Raw genomic sequence first — 14,717 nt, 5'->3', positions numbered from 1 at the left:
CGTCCGACGCCGTCTCTGGCGTCGGGGTCCGGCTAATTCGGTTTTCTTCGCGGACGAAAACGCGCCGTCACGAAAATGCCACAAACTCAATCCGACGACACATCGAAACCTCTCGCCGATCGCCTCGGAGACTTCCTCCGGCGGTACTACAGCGAGGAGGTCAAGCAACTCGCACAGCACTATCCGAAAGAGAGCCGGTCTCTCGAGGTCGACTACGACGATCTCTATCAGTTCGATCCGAACGTCGCCGACGACGTCCTCTCGCAACCGGAACAACTGCAACGCTACCTCGAAGAGGCGCTGCGCGTGTACGACCTCCCGATCGACATCTCACTCGGGCAGGCCCACGTACGCGTGCATAACCTCCCGCCGGAGTACACGTACTATCCAGGCGAGTTCTCCCCTTCGAAACACCTCGGGGCCTACCGAGGGATCCGTGGCGAGGTGACGAAAGCGACTGACGTCTATCCGAAAGTCGAAGAGGCGGCGTTCGAGTGCCAGCTTTGCGGCACGCTCAATCGGATCCCACAGTCGGACTCGGACTTCCAGGAACCGCACGAGTGCCAGGGCTGTGAGCGACAGGGACCGTTCCAGGTCAACTTCGACCAGTCGGAGTTCGTCGACGCACAGAAACTCCGCATCAAGGTCCCGCCGGAGCTCGCCGATGGCGCTGGCCAGAAGATCGACGCGTTCGTCGAGGACGACATCTGTGGCGAGGCGACGATCGGCGATCGCGTCGTCGTTTCCGGAACGATCCACTTCAACCAGGAGACCTCGGGGAACACGAAGAAAGCCAAGTTCGACCCCTACCTTGAGGGGGAACACATCTCGATAGAGGAGACGGACCAACAGGATCTGGACGTCTCCGCCGAAGAGCGCTCCCGGATCGAGGACCTCGCCAACGGCGCGGAAGGCCCGCCGCTCGAGGTCGCTGCAGAAAGCCTCTCGACGAAGGTGTTCGGATACGACACGGAAAAGAAGGCGCTGATCCTCGCGATGGTGTCGGGAGACCGAATCGAATACGCCGACGGTGACTCGGACCGATCCAACATCCACGTCCTCCTTATCGGCGATCCCGGCACAGCGAAGTCGAAGCTGATCGCTCGCGCCCAGGACCTCGGCTGGCGGACTGTCGGTGTGACGAGCCGTCGGGCAACAGGCCCTGGCCTCACGGTCGCAGCCGAGCAGGACGATTTCGGCGATGGCGACTGGACGCTGAAAGCCGGCGCATTCGTCAAGGCCAACGGCGGGACAGTTTGCGTCGACGAGCTCGACGACATGAAGCCAGACGTCCGGGCGTCGATGCTCGAGCCGATGAGCAACCAGAAGATTAACGCCTCACTGGCCGGCGAAACGGCTACCTTTCGGACCGAGGCCGCAGTGCTCGGGGCTGCCAACCCCCGGGACGGTCGCTTCGATCCCTACGAACCCATCCCGGACCAGTTCGACCTCCGGTCTGATCTCCTCTCCCGGTTCGACCTCATCTTCACCGTCCAAGACGTCCCCGACCAGGACGACGACCGGGAGATCGCCGACCACGTGTTGGACTCGCGCGATGCCGCAAAGCGAGATGAGCAAGGCCTCGAGGTCGACGACGAGATCGAGCCACCAGTCGACCCCGAAATCTTCCGCAAGTGGATCGCCGTCGCGAAGCAACAGCCAGCGCCACCGTTCGCATCGGACAACGTCAAGGAAACACTCCGGAGTAGCTTCCTCGAACTGCGTCGCCTCTACGACGTGAAGGACAACTCGCCCGTTCCCGTCACCTTCCGGAAGCTCGAGGACGTCGTCCGCGTCGCCGAAGCCATCGCGAAGTTCGAGCTCTCCGAGGTCATCACGGAACGTCACGCACGCATCTGCACCGAGATCGTGGGTTCGTCGATGGAGGATATCGGCAAGAACGAAGACGGGGAGTTCGACGCCGATGTCGTCGAATCGGGCTCATCGAAGAGTCAGAAGGACCGAATGCGAGTGATTCGGGACTTCATCTGCGATGCCCAGGACGAAGCTGACGACAGCATGGTCGCGATCGATACCGTGACTGCCTCCCTCGAAGACAGCCACGACTACGATCCGCACCGTGTCGAGTCCGACATCACGAAGATGATGAACAAACACGGCACGGCGATCGAGCCCCAGACTGGCTACGTTCGGTTCATCGGAGGTCGGTGACGATGTCTTCCGGATCGCATCAGGCTAGAGCAGATCGGCGCAAAGAGTCTAAGGCCATCTACGAGCAGGTCGTTCGAACCGTCGACTACCAAAGCGGCCAGATCCAACCGCCGCTCGCGAGCAAGCCCTCGGTACTCGGACTTCTCTCTCGAGGTCGCTACGGCCTCAATAAGATCAATCGAGCGATCGTGGCCGCTCGTTCGAATGACGATCTGTTCGTGGTGGCGGGATCGGATGGCCGGGTCTGGATCGGTATCAACGACCGGTGGATACTCCGCGAGAAGATCGCACAACAAACTAGTATTATGTTAGGTTATGTATTAGCGAGAACATGTATGCAATCGATACGACTGGCAACCCAATGGATCCCAGCAGAACCACAGACAACGGTTGATGGATTCGACCAATCGAGTAGCTCTCCGAGACGACCGGGTTTCTCTCTGGAGAAACGAACGGCGGCCATCTCGACGGAGGCCCAGGCGTGACGGATCCCGCTTTGCGCGACCAATTCAGGCCATCTGATCACCCGAACGACCACTTCTTGCTGACGACTGTCGTCGGTGCCGCACCCAAACCGAAGTGGCACAACCGCGCTCGAGACCTGTTCGAAGACCCTGAAGCTGACTTCGGTCAATCGGAGTGGGAGGAAGCTAAAGATGATGCTGCCCGGCTCATCACGACCGAACACGAACGTTCGGGGCTGGATGTCATCACCGACGGAGAGATGCGGCGCAACGAGATGGTCGAATACTTTGCAGAGCGGATCGAGGGCTACGAGTTCAACGGCCTCGTGAAAGTTTGGGGACACAACTACTTCGACAAACCGAGCGTGCGTCGCGAGGTCGAATACGACGAAAGCTGGCTCGTCAACGAATATGAGTTTACCAGCAAGGTTGCCTCCAAACCAGTCAAAGTTCCAATCACTGGCCCATACACGCTCGCCACATGGTGTTTCAACGAAGTCTATGAAGACGACGCGGAACTCGCCGCGGCAGTTGCTAAGTTGGTCAACACAGAAATTCGAAAACTCGTCGACGCTGGTGCGCGATACATTCAGATCGACGAAGCCGCCCTCGCGACGACGCCCGAGGACTACGCCATCGTCGGCGACTGTCTCGAGACGGTCGTCGATGGAATCCCCGAAGATGTCTACATCGGCCTCCACGTCTGCTACGGGGACTACTCCCGGATCTATCCCGAGATCCTCGAGTTCCCAGTCGACGAGTTCGACCTCGAGCTCAACAACGGCGACTACGACCAACTCGAGGTGTTCAAAGAACCGACATTCACGAAGAATCTCGGCTTCGGCGCCGTCGACGTACACACTGCCGAGGTCGAGTCCGTCGAAGAAATCAAAGCCAACATCAAACACGGCCTCGAGGTCGTTCCACCCGAGCGGCTGACGATCAGCCCAGACTGCGGGCTGAAACTCCTCCCGCGAGAGATCGCCTTTGGCAAGATGAAAAACATGGTGCAGGCGACTCGAGAGATCGAAGCCGAACTCGACGCCGGTACGCTCGAGGTTGCTGACTGAGGTGTCGGTCTCAGCAACTGATCGGTTTCGCTCTGGCTCGATAGACAACACTCAACCAACCTCGGCTTTGAATCGACCCAAAATCCGAACGCTGAAAGCCCGACAGTCCAACCGGAGGCTATGGGAACGCCACGCGAGACGCGGACCGAGCAGGCCGCAGCAATCGTCGACCGGCTGGAGGAGACCTACCCCGACTCGACGATTTCGCTTCGGTACTCGAACCGACTCGAGTTGCTGATCGCGGTCATCCTCTCTGCCCAGTGTACGGACGAGCGGGTCAACAAGGAGACCAAACCGCTGTTCGAGACCTACGACGGCCCGGAAGACTACGCGAACGCGCCACAGGAGGAACTCGCCGAGGCGCTGAACTCGATCACCTACTACAACAACAAGGCAGAGTACATTCGCACCGCCTGTGAGAAAATCGTCGCGGAACACGACGGCGAGGTTCCGGACACGATGACCGATCTCACCGACTTGCCGGGCGTCGGGAGAAAGACGGCGAACGTCGTCCTCCAGCACGGCCACGACATCGTCGAGGGGATCGTCGTCGACACGCACGTCCAGCGGCTCTCGAGGCGGCTGGGGCTCACCGAGGAAAGCTACCCCGAACGCATCGAGGAAGATCTGATCGAAATCGTCCCCGAGGATTACTGGCAGCAGTTTACACATCTCTGTATCGACCACGGGCGAGCGATCTGCTCCGCACAGAATCCCGATTGTAGCGACTGCGTGCTCGCTGACATCTGTCCGTCCGAGAAAGGTGATAGCGAGATCGATCTGGCGTCGGGTGACGTCTGGTAACCGCGTCTGCGTGTCAGCGTCGTCGCTCGACACACCGTCGGCTTGCGTGTTCCGGCCGCGCGCTTTTGTTCGAACTCCAGTTAGCCCATCACAGGAGGTGGCTTGTATGTCCGAAAAAGACGAACACGGGCGAGACGTCGAACTGGCAAAAGAGGATACGACGGCCGAGGAAGACGAGGAGCTCACCGAGGAGGAAAAGGAGGCCCGAGAGCGGCGAGACGAGGAACAGCGCCGGCAGGATATCGAACACAAGTCGGTCGAGCGCGAGAACGAGGCGCTGGAGCAGGAAAATCCCGACAACCACCGGGACGAAGAACCCCACAACAGCTAGGGGATGCATCCGTCCAATCGCCGGGTCTCGAGTATCAGCGCCGCTATTCGTCCGGAATCAGGAGCGTCGAGAGCGTCCCATCCGCGGTAATGTGGACGCGCGTGTCGACGGTAATCGTATCGAGCGTTCGCCCGTCGACCGACACCGCGACGGCACTCTCGTCGCGTTCGACCGAGAGGGTGAGGTCGTCGTTTGGGAGCACCCAGCGATCGGTGTGAGTGTCGAACGGAGCGATCGGTGCTGCGACCACGGCCTCGATCGCTGCCGAAAGTATCGGCCCGTCGACGGCGTTCGCGTAGCCGTGACTGCCGACCGCCGTCGCGACGACGACGCCGTCGGCGCGAAACTGGTCGATCGACTCTCCCTGACTCTCGATACTGAACTCGGAGATTCGAGCCGGTTCGTCGGTGGCGAGCGTCACGTCCCAGAGCGCTCGATGGCGCCGTCCATCGCCGATCCGAACCGCGAGAACCGGGTGGACGCGAACGCGCGCGTCGCCCTCGAGAACCGTTCTGACCGCGTCTGTGAGTGAATTCCGGCGTGTCCCATCGATCTCCGTGCGACAGTCGACCGGAAGCACGGGCACGTCGATACACGCTCCCGACTGCAGGAGTCCGAACAGCGCGGCGTCGCCGAGTGCGACAACGAAAGACGGGTCCGCTCTACAGACCGTCTCGACCGAACCGGGTACGACCGAGCCGCCGTATTCTGCGAGGATGCCCTCGAGCGACTCCTCGAGCGAGGGCTCGTCTGCCGACGAATCCGAGCCCGTACCGACGACGCCGGCGACCGGCTCGTCGCCCGCAGTCCACGCGGCGGATTCCATAGCCGTCAGTTCCCGCGGCCCGACCAAAAACGTGCGGATGTGCGTTCAGTTCCCGTCGCTGTCGTACGGCCAGTCGCCCGTTATGCGCATCCCTTCGGCCAGCCTCTGTTCCTCGAGATCGGCGGCTATCGCGTCGGGAGCGCGGTGATCGATCGTGACCGCGTCGCTCGCGAGGTGGACGACGAGTTCGGTCAACAACACGGCCTGTTCGCGTAGCGTTCGTTTCTCGAGTTTCTCGAGCGTGTCGGCGTAGGTGTGGCCCCATCCCCGACCGACCTCGTCGGACGTACTTTTGACGTGATAGCCCGGTACGCCCCACTGAACGAACGGCCAGTGATCGCTGTGCGGGCCGAGGCCGGGATCCGTCTCGATCGGGTGGTCGAACCAATCGGAAACCATCTCCGCCGCGGACTCGAGGCCGTCGAACCCGTGACACGTAAGCGAGAGCGTTCGATCGCCGACGACGCCGTCGTTGTTGACGACGGCGACGATGTCGTCGTGGGTAGCTTGCTCGGCGTAGTGTTCCGACCCGACGAGACCGACCTCCTCCGCGCCGTAGGCGACGAACTCCACTCGCGTCTCGAGGTCGTCTTCGCGCCGAGCGAGGGCGGTCGCCAGTTCGACGACCATGGCGGTCCCGGCACCGTTGTCGAGCGCCCCCTCGGCGATGTCGTGTGCGTCGACGTGGCTCGTCACGAGGACCCGGTCGTCCGTTTCAGGGCCGAGTTCGGCGTGGACGTTCTGGCTCGTCGCGTCGCCGACATCGGCTTCGACCTCGATCGTGATCTCTTCGCCGTCGAACCGGCGGGCGAGACGCGCGCCGAGTTCGCTCGAGACGCCCAGCGCTGGAATCTCACCGATCGGATCGGCCGGCGTTCCGACACTTCCGGTCGGCGGCAGACAGCCCTCGACGTGGTTTCGGTAGATGAATCCGACCGCACCGCTGTCGACCGCGTGGTAGTACTTCTCTCGCCGGTGGACGTAGCGCTCGTAGTGATCCGGCACGTCGCTTCTGACCATGACGACCTTCCCGTCTATATCCGTCTCGGCGAACGATTCCGGGAGCCCGTATCCGAGGTCGATCAGTTCGGCGGTGGCGGTCGCCGACGGACTCCGCGGGAGCGCGATCGAGGCATGCTCGAGGCCGAGCGACGACGAGGACCCTTCGCTCCGAATCGAACTCTCGCCGCGGGTCCACCCCTGCACGCCGAACGACTCGAGGCGCGCGTTTCGCGCGCCGGCGTCGGCGAGCGCCCTCCGCGTCCGTTCCGCGGCCTCGCGCTCGCCGTCGCTGCCCGCCATCCGAGACCCGATGTCGACCAGTTCCTCGAGGTGATTCCAGCCGGCGTCGCTCGTGAACGTTTCGCCGATCCACGTGCTCATGGCGACGTCTACGCACTCGAGGGTGTAATCTTTCGGGAATCGTCGATACGAGTGCATATCCGTCAAGAACCGTCACCGTGGGTGAGAGTCCGTCGAAAATCGTCGCCGCGGATCGGATGCCGTCGCGTCCGGCGGGCTCGTGGCCGAGAGTGCGCTACGATTTTACCCCTCGCCTACTCGTCGTCGGGCTGTAACCGTTCGGTGGTTTCGACGAGCGGGTGGCGCGCGTAGTCGACGACGTCGATATCGTTGATTCCCTCGAGGTCTTCCTTTGCCGCCGTCTTCGCCATTCCGAGGTCGATCTCGCGGTCGACCACGATGACGTACGCGTCCATCTCGTCGATCGATAACCGATCTGCAGCGAGCACTCGATGATGGCCGTCGGCGAGCAGCAACGTCCCGTCGTTATCGATGACGACGAGCGGTTCGGCCAACCCGTTCTCGAGTTCGTAACGCCGCCCCTCGAGTTCGTCGGCGTAGACCCGTCCCTGGGTCGGAATCAGGTCCGCCAGCGGAACCGTCCGCCGCTCCTGTGTGAGGTCGATTTCGTGGATCTGCTCTAAGGTCCGGATCAGCTTTCCGACTTTCTCGGGGGTGGCCCGCTCGATCTGGCTCCGGATCACGTCGGCGTTCGAAACGATCCCCACGAGGTTGCCGGCGTCGTCGACGACGGGGAGTTTCTGGATCCCCGACCGCAGGATAACGCGAGCTGCGTCCGTCAGTTTCATTTCGGGATGGGCGACCAGAATATCGGTCGTCATCACCTTGAAAATCGGCTCGTTGTCGTCGGCCAACAGGAGATCCCGCGCGCTGATGAACCCCTCGACCCGACGCCGGTCACAGACCGGAAAGCCGCTGTGCTCGTCGCTCTCGGCGATCCGCGATGCGACGTCGAAGACGGTCGAATCGGGCGATACGGTTTCGACCTCTCGTGTCATGTACTCTTTGACCGGCGGTTTCCCCTCCGGAACAACGTCCATACGCGTTCGTTCGCTGCCGGACCGCAAAAGTACTGTGCGTTCCGGCCGTTCCGGGATCGAGTTGCTTCACGCCGACTCGCCGTCGTTTCGCTCTCCGTCGTCCGGCTGAAACAGCCACTCGCTGGTCCGGTCGTAGGCCCCGACCGGCGTGCCGGGTCGCGTCCGAATCGCTTCGAAGAAGCGATCGGTGATGACCTCCTCGATGACGCTGAAGATCGAGTTCAGTTCGTCCTCGTCGTCGGCCCCGCCGAGAATGCCGATCTCGAGCTGTGCGCCGGCCATGTCGGCGTGGCCGCCGGCGCTGCCGATCGGATCGAACGCGTCCCGGAGCGTCTCGCCGAGGTCGACGTTGCTCGCTCGAGATCGGGCCGACAGGAATACCATCTCGTCGCGAAACCCGAAGACGAGCGTCGTACTCACACCGTCCATCGCAAGGAGCTGATCCGCCGCCTGAGGCAGCGCGTCTCGGTCCGCGATGCGCCCGACGCCCGCGACGGCGACCGACTCGCGTTGGTCGCGGTTCTTGATCGCGCGGGCGATGATCTCGAGCGTGTCGCCGCCGATCGTCGGCTGTTCGATCTGGTCGATTTTGGTCTGATCGACCGCCGGCAACAGCGTCGAGGCCGCCTCGAAGTCCATCGCCGAGACCTCGCGAGCGAAGTCGTTGGTATCGATCCGGATGCCGTAGAGCAACGCCGTCGCGATCCGCGATCCGATTTCGAACCCGAACCGCTGTAGGTACTCGGTCATGATCGTACTCGTCGCGCCGGCCTCCTCGCGGAGATCGACGAACTCGCCGGCAACGGGCCCCCGCGGCGGGTGGTGGTCGATCACGATGTCGACGTGGAGTTCTTCGGGGAGTTGGTCGTTGACGCCGGGGCGGGCGTGATCGACCAGCGCGAACGCGTCGTACATCCCGAGGGGATCGTCTCGCGTGAAGTTCGCGAGCTCTAACTCGAGGAGGTTCACCATCGCCCTGTTCTCCTGGTGGGAGATATCGCCGAAGTAACACGCGTCGGCCTCGAGGCCGACGCGCTCTGCGATCTCGACGAGCGCGACCGCGCTCGCGATGGCGTCGGGATCCGGGTTGTCGTGCATGAACACGCCGAGCCGGCCGTTGATGCTCGAGAGTTGCGCGCGGAGATCAATCGCGTGTTTCGCCGACCGGCTGGCCGTTTTGTCCACGATGTCTGCAGCCAGCGCGTCGGTCGGGTCGACGATCCTGTCGGCTCGCGATTCGAACGCCTCACGATCGGACGCCGTCGCGTTTCCGCCGAGGTAGGCGACGATCGAGGCGACCGGAAACCGCTCGCGGGTCCGCTCGAGTGCGGTCCGGTTGACGTCGGTCCGATCGCCCGCGATGAAAATCTCGTCGGGCGTCTCGAGCCCGTCGAGGACGGCCGGATCGGTCGGGTCGTCGAGACGCGCCGGAACGCTCTCGTCTCGAAGTGTCTCGACGAGGCTCGGAGCGTCCGCGATGACGAGCAATCGGCCGTCACTGGTCGCGAGTTGCTCGACGATCGGCTGGCCGACGGAGCCACAGCCGAGCACGAGCCGAAAAACCATACCGCGGATTGTGACTCCTGCGGATAAAAGCTACCGGGTTTTAGGCGACGATCGCCGCAGCGGCGTCGACGGCGACGTCGGCGACCGGGCCGAACCCGGGCAGGACGACGACGGTCATCACGGCCGCGAAGACGATCGCGGCGTAGAGCCCGAGCGGTTGTGAGAGTGCGTCGCGCTCACCGATCGGCTCTTCGATCCAGAGCGCCTTGATAAGCCGCGAGTAGTAATACAGCGACAGCGCGCTGTTTATCACGAGCGCGGCGGCGACGGCGAACATTCCCGCGTCGATCGACGCAGTGAATAGGAAGTACTTGCTGAAGAAGCCGCCGAAGGGCGGGATTCCGGCGAGGCTGAACATGAACACCGTCATGGCGGCACAGGCGACCGGCGCCTTCGCCGACAGCCCGTTGTAGTCCTCGAAGGTCCGGCCGACGCCCCAGTACTCGGCCAGGCCGACGAACAGGAACGCGCCAGTGTTCATGAAGCCGTAGACGAATAGGTGCATCAGCGCCGCACCCATCACGACATCGTTTACGCCGGCTCCGAGTCCGGCCAATCCGATCAGCGCGTAGCCGGCGTGACCGACAGAGGAGTACGCCAGCATCCGTTTTACGTTCTCCTGAGTGGCCGCTGCGAAGTTCCCGATCGTCATCGTGGCGATAGCCAGCACCGTAAACAGGACTGACCAGTCGATGCCGATGACGGCGGTCGTGGTCTCGAGCGGGAACGCCGTCGTGAACACGCGGAACGCGATGACGAAGCCGGCGGCCTTCGAGGCCGAGGAGAGAAACGCCGCGATCGGCGCGGGTGCTCCCTCGTAGGCCTCGGGCGCCCAGAAGTGGACCGGAACGCTCGCGGTCTTGAACGCGAAGCCGCCGAGCAACATGAGGATGCCAAGTCCGAGCAGCGGCCCGTACCCCGACTCGAGGTTGTTCGCGATCGCCTCGAGTTGCAGGAAGCCGGTCGCGCCGTAGACGAGACTGATCCCGTACACGAAGATTGCCGAGGAGAGCGCTCCGATGAGGAAGTACTTCAGCCCGGCTTCGATGCTGCCGCGGTTGTCCTTTAAGATCGCGACGAGCGCGTAGGACGGCAGACTCGTGAGCTCGAGAGCGATGAAGATGGTGACGAGGCTGTTCGAGGCTGCCATCGTCGCCATCCCGGTCGCCGCAAGCAGCGTGAGCGAGTAGTACTCGGCCTGGTAGGTGTGGCCCTCCATGTAGTCGTAGCTCGCGACGGACACGAGCGACGTGACGGTCGCGATGACGACCATGAAGAACAGTGCTAGCTGATCGACGACGAGCTGGCCCTCGTGGAGTTCGATGACGCCGAATCCGCCGTCGACCTGGGGCGTTCCGACGCCCGCGAGCAGGAACCAGACAGCGACGGCGAGCGCGACGAGCGACCCCGCGGTCGCCGTCCCCGCGAGCAGCGTGCGGTTCGTTTTCCGCGGATCGATGCTATCGACGGCAAAGAGGACGAGGGCGGTCGCCACCAGCACGTACACCGGCGCGAGTCCCGCCCAGCCGGCGAACTCTATCGGCAACATCACCACTCACCCCCGTTCTCGAGGATTGGATCGACTGCGTCGGTTATCATGTCGAAGATCAACTCCGGTGCGACGCCGAGTGCGATGATGATCGCGAGCAACACGAACATCGGCGCGATGTCGTGTAGCGGCGCGCGACCGATTTCGTAGTCGGTCTCCAGCAGATACGGTCCGAAGACGGCCCGCTGGAGCGCGAACAGCAAGTAGCCGGCCACGATGACGATGCCGAACATCGCCACCGCGGTGATAAGCGGCGCGTACTCGAGGAACTCCGAGCCGAACGAGCCGAAGAAGATGAAGTATTCGGCGGCGAATCCGCTCATCAGCGGCAGGCCCATGTAGGCGAACGAGCCGGCGATGAGCACGCCGACGGCGAGAGGCATCTTGTCGGCCAGCCCGGACATATCGGTGAGCATCCGGGTGTGGGTCGCGTTGTAGATGACGCCGACCGCCATGAACATCAGCCCCGAGACGAGGCCGTGTGAGACCATCTGGAAGGTCGCACCGCCCACGCCGAACTGGGTGAACGCGACCAATCCGAGGATCACGTAGCCCATCGAGGAGACAGAGGAGTACGCGACCACGCGTTTGAGGTCCGTCTGTGCGAGCGCCAACAGCGCGCCGTAGATGACGCTGATCGCGGCGATGGCCGCGATCGGGACGGCGAACGCGCTGATAACTTCCTCGGGGAACATCGTGAAGTTGAACCGCAAGAGCGCGTAGGTCCCCATCTTCAGCAGGACGCCCGCCAGCAGCACCGACGCCGGTGTCGGCGCTTCGACGTGGGCGTCCGGCAGCCACGTGTGGAACGGAACGATCGGCACCTTCACCGCGAACCCGAGGAACATCGCGAGGAAGACCGCCGAGGCCAGCGACGTGCCGCCGAGGCCGAAGATTTCCGCCTGCGGGCCGGTCTCGAGCATCGCCGTCGTGATGGCGGGCAGCGCGAACGTCGTCACGTCGAGGCTGAACACGAGCGTGACGAACGCGCCGAACATCACGAGCGACGCCACGTTCGTGTAGACGAAGAACTTGATCGCGGCGTACTTCCGGCGCGGGCCGCCCCAGATCCCGATCAGCAGGTACATCGGGATCAGGACCGCCTCCCAGAAGATAAACCAAAGGAAGAAATCGAGCGCCGTGAAGACGCCGATCAGGTTCGCCTCGATGAACAGGAGTAGTCCGTAGAACTGCGACTCTCGGTCGTCGATGGGTGTCCACGAACTCACGATGGCGAGCGTGATCAACACCGTCGTGAGGACGACCAGCGGCAGGCTGATGCCGTCGAGGCCGACGAACCACGAGATGGTGTACTCGCCGAGTCGAATCCACTCCGTCGAGGATTCGAAGGCGATCACGCCGCCGTCGGCGAGCAAGGCGTTCCCGCTGCCGTCGAACGCGGTGAACATGTAGACGCTCAGCGCCGCGGGCACGAGGCTGATCGCGAACGCGAGCTTTCCTGCGATACGATTCGGCGCGACGAACGTGACGAGCGCGCCGAGCAGTGCGACGCCGATTAGTAACTCGATCATCATACGAACCACCCTCCGTACACGCCGAGGACGACAAGTAACCCGACGAATCCGCCGACTATCAACGCGGCGTAGTTAGTCACGATTCCGGTCTGGATCCGCTTGATCCAGCCGCTTCCGAACAGGCTCACGCTCGAGACGCCGTCGACGACGCCGTCGATGACCGATTGGTCGAACCGATCGGCCGTTCGGGCGACCGGCAGCGTCAGGCCCTCGGCGAGCCACACCTGGAACTCGTCCTGGTAGTAGTTACTTCGGAGGAGTTCCCGAACCGAACCCAGCCGCTGAGTGTGCTGTGCGGGATCGGAGCCGCTGTAGAGCGTCCACGCCAGTCCCGCACCACTCAGAGCCAGTCCGAGCGAGAGCGCCGCTCCGACGAGCAACGTCGTCTGTTCGGAGCCAGCGATCGCTCCCGTCTCGTGGGCCAGCGTGTCGCTGTAAGCACCGTATGTCAGCTCCTCGAGGCCGCCGTAGTGGCCGTCGAGCCACATCTCGAGGAACATGATATCCATGTCCAGTAGCTTCCCGACGGGTGCGAGGTTCGCGATTCCGGCAGTCAGCGAGAGAAGGCCGAGGACGATCAGCGGCGCTTTGACGCTCCAGCCGATGTCGTGTGGGTCCTCGGCCGCTTCCGAGCGCGGCTCTCCGTGGAACGTGAGAACCACCATGCGGAAGGTGTAAAAGCCGGTGAAAAAGACCGCGATGAGCCCCATCGCGTACGCCGCGAGGTAGAGCTGGTTCTCGAGGCCGAGGATGAGCGCGTCGTAGAGGACCTCGTCTTTGGACCAGAAGCCCGAGAACGGGATGATTCCGGCGAGCGCGAGCGCGCCCGCGAGGAAGGTGTAGTAGGTGACGGGGGCCTTTTCTTTCAGTCCGCCCATCTTCCACATGTTCTGTTCGTGATGCATGAGGATGATGACGGCACCGGCACCGAGGAACAAGAGCGCCTTGAAGAAGGCGTGGTTCATCAGATGGAAGACCCCGGCGACGTAGCCGCCGACGCCCAGCCCGAGCATCATGTAGCCGTACTGGCTGATCGTCGAGTACGCCAGCACCTGTTTGATGTCATCTTTGACGACCGCCATCGACGCCGCGAACAGTGCGGTAAAGCCGCCGACGAAGGCGATGATGCCAAGCGCGGTCGGCGAGAGCGCGTAGTACCCGAACATCCGTGCGACGAGGTAGACGCCGGCCGCGACCATCGTCGCCGCGTGGATGAGCGCCGACACGGTCGTCGGGCCTTCCATCGCGTCGGGCAACCAGGTCTGGAGCGGGAATTGCGCGGATTTGCCGATCACGCCGCCTAACACGAGCAGGCCGGTGATCGTGATCCACGTCCGGGCGTCGAACCCGAACAGCGTCTCGCCGCCGTCTAAGGCGGCCTCCGCCTGGGCGACGAACGAGTTGTCGCCTGCGAACGCGAGCGTGCCGAACGTCGCGCCGATCGCGACGACGCCGACGAGGAAGAAGTAGTCACCGAAGCGGGTGACCAGAAACGCCTTCTTCGCGGCCGAGGGCGCGGACTCGGTTCTGAACCAGAAGCCGATCAGGAGGTACGAGCAGAGCCCGACCAGCTCGAAGAACATGAACGCCATCAGCAGGTTGTCCGCGTAGACGAACGCGAGCATGCTGAACGTAAACAGGCCGAGCTCGGCGTAGTATCGCGGCAGCCCCGTCTCGCCCTCGGCGTTCATGTAGCCGAGGCTGAAGACGTGGACGAGCAGCGCGATCAGCGAGACGATCACGAGCATCAGCGCCGAGAGCGGATCGATCAGGATGCCGAACGTGAACTCGATCCCTTGGGCGGCGCTGTGGCCCGCCGTCTCGCCGGCAGCCCACTGGTAGTACGTTTCGTGGTGTACCTCGCCGCTCGCGACGGCCGCCAGCATCAACAGCGAGAGGCCGAGGGAACCGGCCGTCGCGAAGATACCCGCGATGGCACCCTTCTTCGGCATCGCGTTGCCAAAGCAGAGTGCGACCACGAAGGCCGCGAGCGGGAGCAGTGCTATCGCCGGTGCGTAGGTAAAGATCCCTTCCATC

11 protein-coding genes are annotated in these 14,717 nt (G+C 63.1%); 4 read left to right on the top strand and 7 right to left on the bottom strand.

The window, feature by feature from the left end; translation table 11 throughout:
- Positions 1-75 precede the first annotated feature (75 nt).
- From EL22_RS02460 to EL22_RS02440, 4 genes are all read left to right on the top strand, one after another.
- The gene (locus EL22_RS02460) at positions 76-2,172 is read left to right on the top strand and encodes a minichromosome maintenance protein MCM (RefSeq protein ID WP_050050002.1); all 2,097 of its coding nucleotides are present in this window, start codon (positions 76-78) and stop codon (positions 2,170-2,172) included.
- Between the two features lie 481 nt (positions 2,173-2,653).
- Positions 2,654-3,706: a methionine synthase gene (locus tag EL22_RS02450; protein WP_050050000.1), complete on the top strand. Its 1,053-nt coding sequence runs from the start codon at positions 2,654-2,656 to the stop codon at positions 3,704-3,706.
- A 120-nt stretch (positions 3,707-3,826) separates the two neighbouring features.
- Positions 3,827-4,510 carry an endonuclease III gene (nth, locus tag EL22_RS02445; protein WP_050049999.1) on the top strand — a complete coding sequence of 228 codons (684 nt, stop codon included), beginning with the start codon at positions 3,827-3,829 and terminating at the stop codon, positions 4,508-4,510.
- A 106-nt stretch (positions 4,511-4,616) separates the two neighbouring features.
- Entirely contained in the window at positions 4,617-4,841 is a 225-nt protein-coding gene (locus tag EL22_RS02440) for a hypothetical protein (protein WP_050049998.1), read from the top strand.
- A 43-nt stretch (positions 4,842-4,884) separates the two neighbouring features.
- On the opposite strand, the gene EL22_RS02435 is transcribed toward EL22_RS02440, so the two are convergent.
- From EL22_RS02435 to nuoL, 7 genes are all read right to left on the bottom strand, one after another.
- On the bottom strand, positions 4,885-5,667 hold the full coding sequence (locus tag EL22_RS02435) for an NAD(+)/NADH kinase (protein WP_050049997.1): 783 nt from the start codon (positions 5,665-5,667) through the stop codon (positions 4,885-4,887).
- Between the two features lie 45 nt (positions 5,668-5,712).
- A complete protein-coding gene (locus EL22_RS02430) occupies positions 5,713-7,050 on the bottom strand; it encodes a M28 family peptidase (RefSeq protein ID WP_050050483.1) in 1,338 nt (445 codons plus the stop codon).
- A gap of 173 nt (positions 7,051-7,223) precedes the next feature.
- Positions 7,224-8,030, bottom strand: coding sequence for a CBS domain-containing protein (locus tag EL22_RS02425; RefSeq protein ID WP_050049996.1), 807 nt, complete (start codon positions 8,028-8,030; stop codon positions 7,224-7,226).
- A gap of 66 nt (positions 8,031-8,096) precedes the next feature.
- The gene (locus EL22_RS02420) at positions 8,097-9,596 is read right to left on the bottom strand and encodes a DHH family phosphoesterase (protein WP_050049995.1); all 1,500 of its coding nucleotides are present in this window, start codon (positions 9,594-9,596) and stop codon (positions 8,097-8,099) included.
- A 40-nt stretch (positions 9,597-9,636) separates the two neighbouring features.
- Positions 9,637-11,145, bottom strand: a complete 1,509-nt coding sequence (locus EL22_RS02415; protein WP_050049994.1) for an NADH-quinone oxidoreductase subunit N — start codon at positions 11,143-11,145, stop codon at positions 9,637-9,639.
- Positions 11,145-12,680, bottom strand: coding sequence for a NuoM family protein (locus EL22_RS02410; protein ID WP_050049993.1), 1,536 nt, complete (start codon positions 12,678-12,680; stop codon positions 11,145-11,147). Before EL22_RS02410 ends, EL22_RS02415 begins: the two co-directional genes overlap by 1 nt.
- Entirely contained in the window at positions 12,677-14,716 is a 2,040-nt protein-coding gene (gene nuoL / locus EL22_RS02405) for an NADH-quinone oxidoreductase subunit L (RefSeq protein WP_050049992.1), read from the bottom strand. The genes EL22_RS02410 and nuoL overlap by 4 nt, the downstream gene beginning before the upstream one ends.
- Position 14,717 lies beyond the last annotated feature (1 nt).

This window comes from Halostagnicola sp. A56 (genome assembly GCF_000691505.1).
Taxonomy (GTDB): domain Archaea; phylum Halobacteriota; class Halobacteria; order Halobacteriales; family Natrialbaceae; genus Halostagnicola.
This window is presented reverse-complemented; position numbering and strand designations above follow the sequence as displayed.

Coding starts and splice junctions, on each gene's coding strand:
- EL22_RS02460 (WP_050050002.1), top strand. CDS start 76: ATGCCACAAACTCAATCCGACGACACATCGAAACCTCTCGCCGATCGC.
- nth (WP_050049999.1), top strand. CDS start 3,827: ATGGGAACGCCACGCGAGACGCGGACCGAGCAGGCCGCAGCAATCGTC.
- EL22_RS02440 (WP_050049998.1), top strand. CDS start 4,617: ATGTCCGAAAAAGACGAACACGGGCGAGACGTCGAACTGGCAAAAGAG.
- EL22_RS02435 (WP_050049997.1), bottom strand. CDS start 5,667: ATGGAATCCGCCGCGTGGACTGCGGGCGACGAGCCGGTCGCCGGCGTC.
- EL22_RS02430 (WP_050050483.1), bottom strand. CDS start 7,050: ATGAGCACGTGGATCGGCGAAACGTTCACGAGCGACGCCGGCTGGAAT.
- EL22_RS02425 (WP_050049996.1), bottom strand. CDS start 8,030: ATGGACGTTGTTCCGGAGGGGAAACCGCCGGTCAAAGAGTACATGACA.
- EL22_RS02420 (WP_050049995.1), bottom strand. CDS start 9,596: ATGGTTTTTCGGCTCGTGCTCGGCTGTGGCTCCGTCGGCCAGCCGATC.
- EL22_RS02415 (WP_050049994.1), bottom strand. CDS start 11,145: ATGTTGCCGATAGAGTTCGCCGGCTGGGCGGGACTCGCGCCGGTGTAC.
- EL22_RS02410 (WP_050049993.1), bottom strand. CDS start 12,680: ATGATGATCGAGTTACTAATCGGCGTCGCACTGCTCGGCGCGCTCGTC.
- nuoL (WP_050049992.1), bottom strand. CDS start 14,716: ATGGAAGGGATCTTTACCTACGCACCGGCGATAGCACTGCTCCCGCTC.